Annotated in this window: 3 protein-coding genes; all 3 read left to right on the forward strand. The window is 44.6% G+C overall.

Annotation, left to right across the window (positions count from 1 at the left end):
- Positions 1–325: 325 nt before the first annotated feature.
- Genes QUF07_RS13150 through QUF07_RS13160 form a run of 3 tightly spaced genes read left to right on the forward strand, consistent with a single transcriptional unit; the run spans position 326 to position 4,879 of the window.
- Positions 326–2,062: an ABC transporter ATP-binding protein gene (locus QUF07_RS13150; protein ID WP_217163912.1), complete on the forward strand. Its 1,737-nt coding sequence runs from the start codon at positions 326–328 to the stop codon at positions 2,060–2,062.
- A complete protein-coding gene (locus QUF07_RS13155) occupies positions 2,062–3,942 on the forward strand; it encodes an ABC transporter ATP-binding protein (RefSeq protein WP_289427845.1) in 1,881 nt (626 codons plus the stop codon). Before QUF07_RS13150 ends, QUF07_RS13155 begins: the two co-directional genes overlap by 1 nt.
- Before the next feature lie 13 nt (positions 3,943–3,955).
- Positions 3,956–4,879 carry an HlyD family secretion protein gene (locus QUF07_RS13160; RefSeq protein WP_217163908.1) on the forward strand — a complete coding sequence of 308 codons (924 nt, stop codon included), beginning with the start codon at positions 3,956–3,958 and terminating at the stop codon, positions 4,877–4,879.
- Positions 4,880–5,002: the final 123 nt, after the last annotated feature.

The raw sequence follows: 5,002 nt of genomic DNA on the forward strand, positions 1-5,002 counted from the left end.
GTTTCTTTTGAAATCTTAGTCATAAAAAATACCTCCAAAGCTAAAGTTTTTACTTTAACTTTGGGGGTATAGGTCAATTTTACCTCTTCTCTTTTACGAAGTCCTGTCATAACAGCTGGTTGTCTTTTCTTCTATTATATATTGGTTAGACAGACTTATATATAAACACGTGAATTTTATTGCAGAATAGTTCATAATGGAATTTATCGATTTGCTAAAACAATCTATTTATGGCTTGTATTTTTCCATATTGAGCAGTAACATAGTTCGGTACCTAATTAAGTAACAAATAATGATTCGAAAAGAACCTGGAAGGAGTCCCAACATGCTGAAAATTGCTAAGAACCGGATCTCGTACCTGGCAGTCCTCGGAGCAGTCCTGTTTATGTGCGTTCAAGTGATTGCGAACTTGAACTTACCCAGCCTCACCTCCGACATTGTTAACAACGGGGTTGCCAAAGGAGACATTCCATATATTTGGAAAGTCGGTGCCGAAATGGCCGGTTTCTCACTTGTTAGTATTTTTGCGGCGATCTGCAACGTATTTCTGGCGGCCAGAACTTCTCAAAAGCTCGGTCAAAATTTACGCAGCGACGTTTACCGTAAAGTGATCAATTTTACAAAAGATGAGTATGACCAGATTGAAACCTCTTCTCTCATTACCCGGACAACCAACGATGTGGTCCAAATTCAAAACGTCGCCATTATCATGCTGCGGATGATGTTAATGGCCCCAATCATGTTGATCGGTGCCAGCTTCTTGGCTTACACCAAGGATCACCAATTGACGATGATCTTTTTAATTGTTTTACCAATCATGATCGTTTTTGTTGGCCTGTTGCTATACTTCTCTGTACCACTGTTTAGAGCAATGCAGACCAAGACGGATAAAATCAACCGAATTTTCCGTGAAGGACTGACTGGCGTCCGAGTCATTCGGGCTTTCCGGCAGGATCAATTCGAACAGAATCGCTTTGAAGATGCCAACCGTGATTACACTGACAACGCCATCAAAGTCAACACAATCATCGCCTTGGCATTTCCAGTTATGACCCTGATCATGAGTGGGACTAACGTTGCGATTGTTTGGTTCGGTGCCAAATTAATTGGTAGCCAAGCCATGCAGGTTGGTAACTTAATTGCGTTCATGAGTTACGCAATGCAGATTCTGATGAGCTTCATGATGCTATCAATGGTCTTTGTGTTCATCCCAAGAGCCCAAGCATCTGCCAAACGAATCCAGACCGTTCTGAATTTAAAATCAACCATGAAGCAAGCACCTAAGCCGGCCGTGCTTGATCCTCATGCTAAAAATCATACTTTAAAATTTGATCACGTAGACTATCGTTACCATAACGCTGAACTTCCCGCCCTAAGTGATATCGACTTCGAAGCCCACAGTGGCCAAACAATTGCCATCATTGGTGGGACCGGTTCTGGGAAAACCACCCTGGTCAGCCTGATTCCCCGTTTCTATGATGTTGATAAAGGCGACATCGAATTGGATGGTCATAACATTGAGGACCTCTCAATGGTCGACCTCAGGAATCAAATCTCATTGGTTCCCCAAAAAGCCACCCTTTTCACTGGAAGTGTCCGCGATAATTTGAAATATGGTAACGAGAACGCTACCGACGATCAAATTTGGCATGCACTAGACATTGCCCGAGCAAAGGACTTCATTGAAGAAGATCCTGCCGGCCTCGACATGCAGGTTGAACAAGGCGGTGACAACTTTTCTGGCGGCCAAAAACAACGGTTGGCAATCGCCCGAGCCTTGGTCAAAAAATCGTCCGTCTACGTTTTCGATGATTCGTTTTCTGCATTGGACTTCAAAACCGATGCCGATTTGCGGGCAGCTTTACGAGCCGACAAACACATCCAACAGAGCATCACGGTCATCGTTGCTCAACGAATCGCCACAGTTGCCGATGCTGACCTCATCTTAGTATTGGATAATGGTAAATTGGTTGGTAAGGGCACTCATGATGAATTGCGGGCCACCAACAAGGTTTACCAAGAAATTATTCATTCACAATTACGAGAGGAGGATGAAAAATAATGGCTGAAAAAGAGACTGCTCCTCAACCAACTAACCAAAATCATGGCGGCCGTGGCGGCTTTCAGGGCGTTGTCCAAAAGCCTCATAACTTCTGGGGAACCACAAGGCGGCTGTTGAATTACATGCAGGACCGGCTGATTGGGTTAGTGCTGGTAATGGTTTTTGCCATTATCAGTGTCATCTTCCAAATCAGAACCCCCAAGATCTTAGGGGAAGCAACGACTGAAATTTTCAAAGGTTTAATGAAAGGCAACGCCCAACAAAAAGCTGGCTTCGAGATTGGCTCATTGCCGATTAACTACGAGAAAATCTTTCAAATTATCCTGATCGTTATTGTGATGTACTTGGCTGCCGCAATCTTCAGTTTCCTGCAGCAATACATCATGACCCGAATTTCTCAGAATACCGTTTATAAATTACGGCGGCAAATGAAACAAAAGATGCGCCTCGTGCCAATCAAATATTATGATACCCATAGTAACGGGGATATCATGAGCCGGGCTGTCAATGATATGGATAACATCGCCAGTACCCTTCAGCAGAGTCTAACTCAAGCCGTTACCAGCTTTGTGACCTTTATTGGAACTCTGTGGATGATGTTTACGATTAGCTGGAAGCTGACCCTCATCGCATTAGTAACCATCCCGTTGAGCTTAGTGATTGTTGGCATTGTTGCCCCCAGATCACAGAAGTACTTTGCCGCCCAACAAAAGAGCCTGGGGTTGTTAAACAACCAGGTTGAAGAAAATTACGCTGACCAGATTGTCCTCAAGAGTTTTAATAAAGAAAAAGATACCATTGACCAGTTCGAAGTTCAAAATAAGAAGTACTATCAGGCTGCTTGGAAAGCCCAGTTTATTTCCGGAATTATCATGCCCCTGATGATCTTCTTGAACAACATTGGTTATGTATTCGTCGCCGTTGTTGGTGGTATTCAAGTTGCTAACGGAACTGTGACGCTTGGTAATGTCCAGGCATTCCTGCAGTATACCAACCAATTTTCACAGCCAATCTCCCAGTTGGCCAACCTTATGAACACCATTCAATCAACGATTGCGTCTACCGAGCGGGTGTTTGAAGTCATCGATGAAGAAGAGATGAAGATTACCAAAGCTAATCGACCCGTTGAAAACGATACCGATAACTTGGTTGAGTTGGAACATGTTCAGTTCGGTTACGAAGATGAGTTGCTGATGAAGGACTATAATCTAGCCGTTAAGCCTGGCCAACAGGTTGCCATTGTCGGCCCGACTGGTGCTGGGAAAACTACCATCATTAATTTGTTGGAACGTTTCTATGATGTTAAAGGCGGCAGCATCCGTCTCAAAGGCGTTGATACCCGTGACTTGGACCGAGAAAAACTCCGATCCCATTTTGCCATGGTGCTTCAAGATACCTGGCTCTTCACCGGGTCAATCTATGACAACATCAAGTACGGGCGCGAGGATGCCAGCAAAGATGAAATTATCGCCGCCGCTAAGGCAGCCCATGTAGATGAATTTGTTCGCAAGCTGCCAAAAGGATACGATACCGTCTTGAATGAATCCGCCTCAAACATTTCTCAAGGCCAACGCCAGTTAATCACAATTGCCAGAGCATTTGTTGCCGATCCTGAAATCCTCATTTTGGATGAAGCAACCAGTTCTGTTGATACCCGGACCGAAGTTCAGATCCAGCATGCAATGAGTCAGTTGCTGGAAAATCGGACCAGCTTTGTGGTTGCCCATCGATTGTCGACTATTCAGAATGCAGATAATATCATCGTGATGAATCACGGGGCCGTTGTGGAAACTGGAACGCATAATGAACTGTTGGCCAAAAACGGGTTCTATGCAGACCTTTACAACAGTCAATTCTCAGACGACGTGTCATTTGATTAGGAGGAAGCTACTAATGAAGAAAATCATCGGTTTATTGTTTGCAGCTGCCTCGTTAACACTATTGCTGAGTGGCTGTGGCAAACCCACACTAACCGTTTCAGATCATCATTTAAGTGCTAATGCCCTCGCCGTGACGGTTAAAGGCAAAAGCAATCAGGCAAAAGTTCACTATGCGATTAATGGTGGCGCAAAGAAATCCACGAAGACCACCAATGGCGCCTTCGTGATCAGTGTTCCCACCAAGGACTACAAACAAACTGTTCACTTGTCAGCTGATGGGAAACGGCAAACAGTCCACGTTGCCAAAGCGGACGTTATTTCAACTTACAACAAAGTGCGGGCTTCGTATAATCAGGCACTCACGGGAACTGCCCTTTCCAAAAAGGATCAGCAGTTGGCCAGGGGCATGGCAGCCCAAGCAGCTGAACTGAAGCAGAAATCCCAGGCATTAAAAGCCAGCAAGGCAACCGGAATGGCCGCCATGCAGCAAAAGGCTAAGCAAGCCGCCACATTACAAGCGGAAGCTGCCAAATTGAAGCAAACCCAAGCCCAACTCGCCCCGGCGATGAAACAGGCAAAAACGAGCGTGGCTGATCAATTGCTGCCAGCATCCCCGAAATCCGGTATTCACAATTTAATTTCGTCGGATAAGCTGACGCTACGGGCCAATTTGAACAATGATCAGGTACTTGGAATTGCAATGATGGTACCCGTATCAAGTTTAAAACACAAAAAGGACCTCAAACCATTTATCATGTCATTCTCCATTTTGGCGGATAGTGTTGGTGCCAACGCCAAACATGTGCTAAAGGACTTTCAAAAGTCTGCTAAAGCAAAAAAGTCGAGTTCAACCACTGCTCCGACGTTCCATTCAAATGGTATCAGGTTTAGTTTGGGGTACTCGACCTCAACATTGTACGTCTTTATCACGAAATAAGTGATTCTAAAAATGAGACTGGACCAATAGGCGTTTTGATCCCAGAATTTAGGCTCTTCGTCAACTGTTGTTGGTGAAACTAAATTCGAGTTCTAATCACTTTGTGATTAGGGCTCTTTTTGT

This window comes from Lentilactobacillus sp. TOM.63, assembly GCF_030361045.1.
Lineage (GTDB): Bacteria > Bacillota > Bacilli > Lactobacillales > Lactobacillaceae > Lentilactobacillus > Lentilactobacillus dabitei.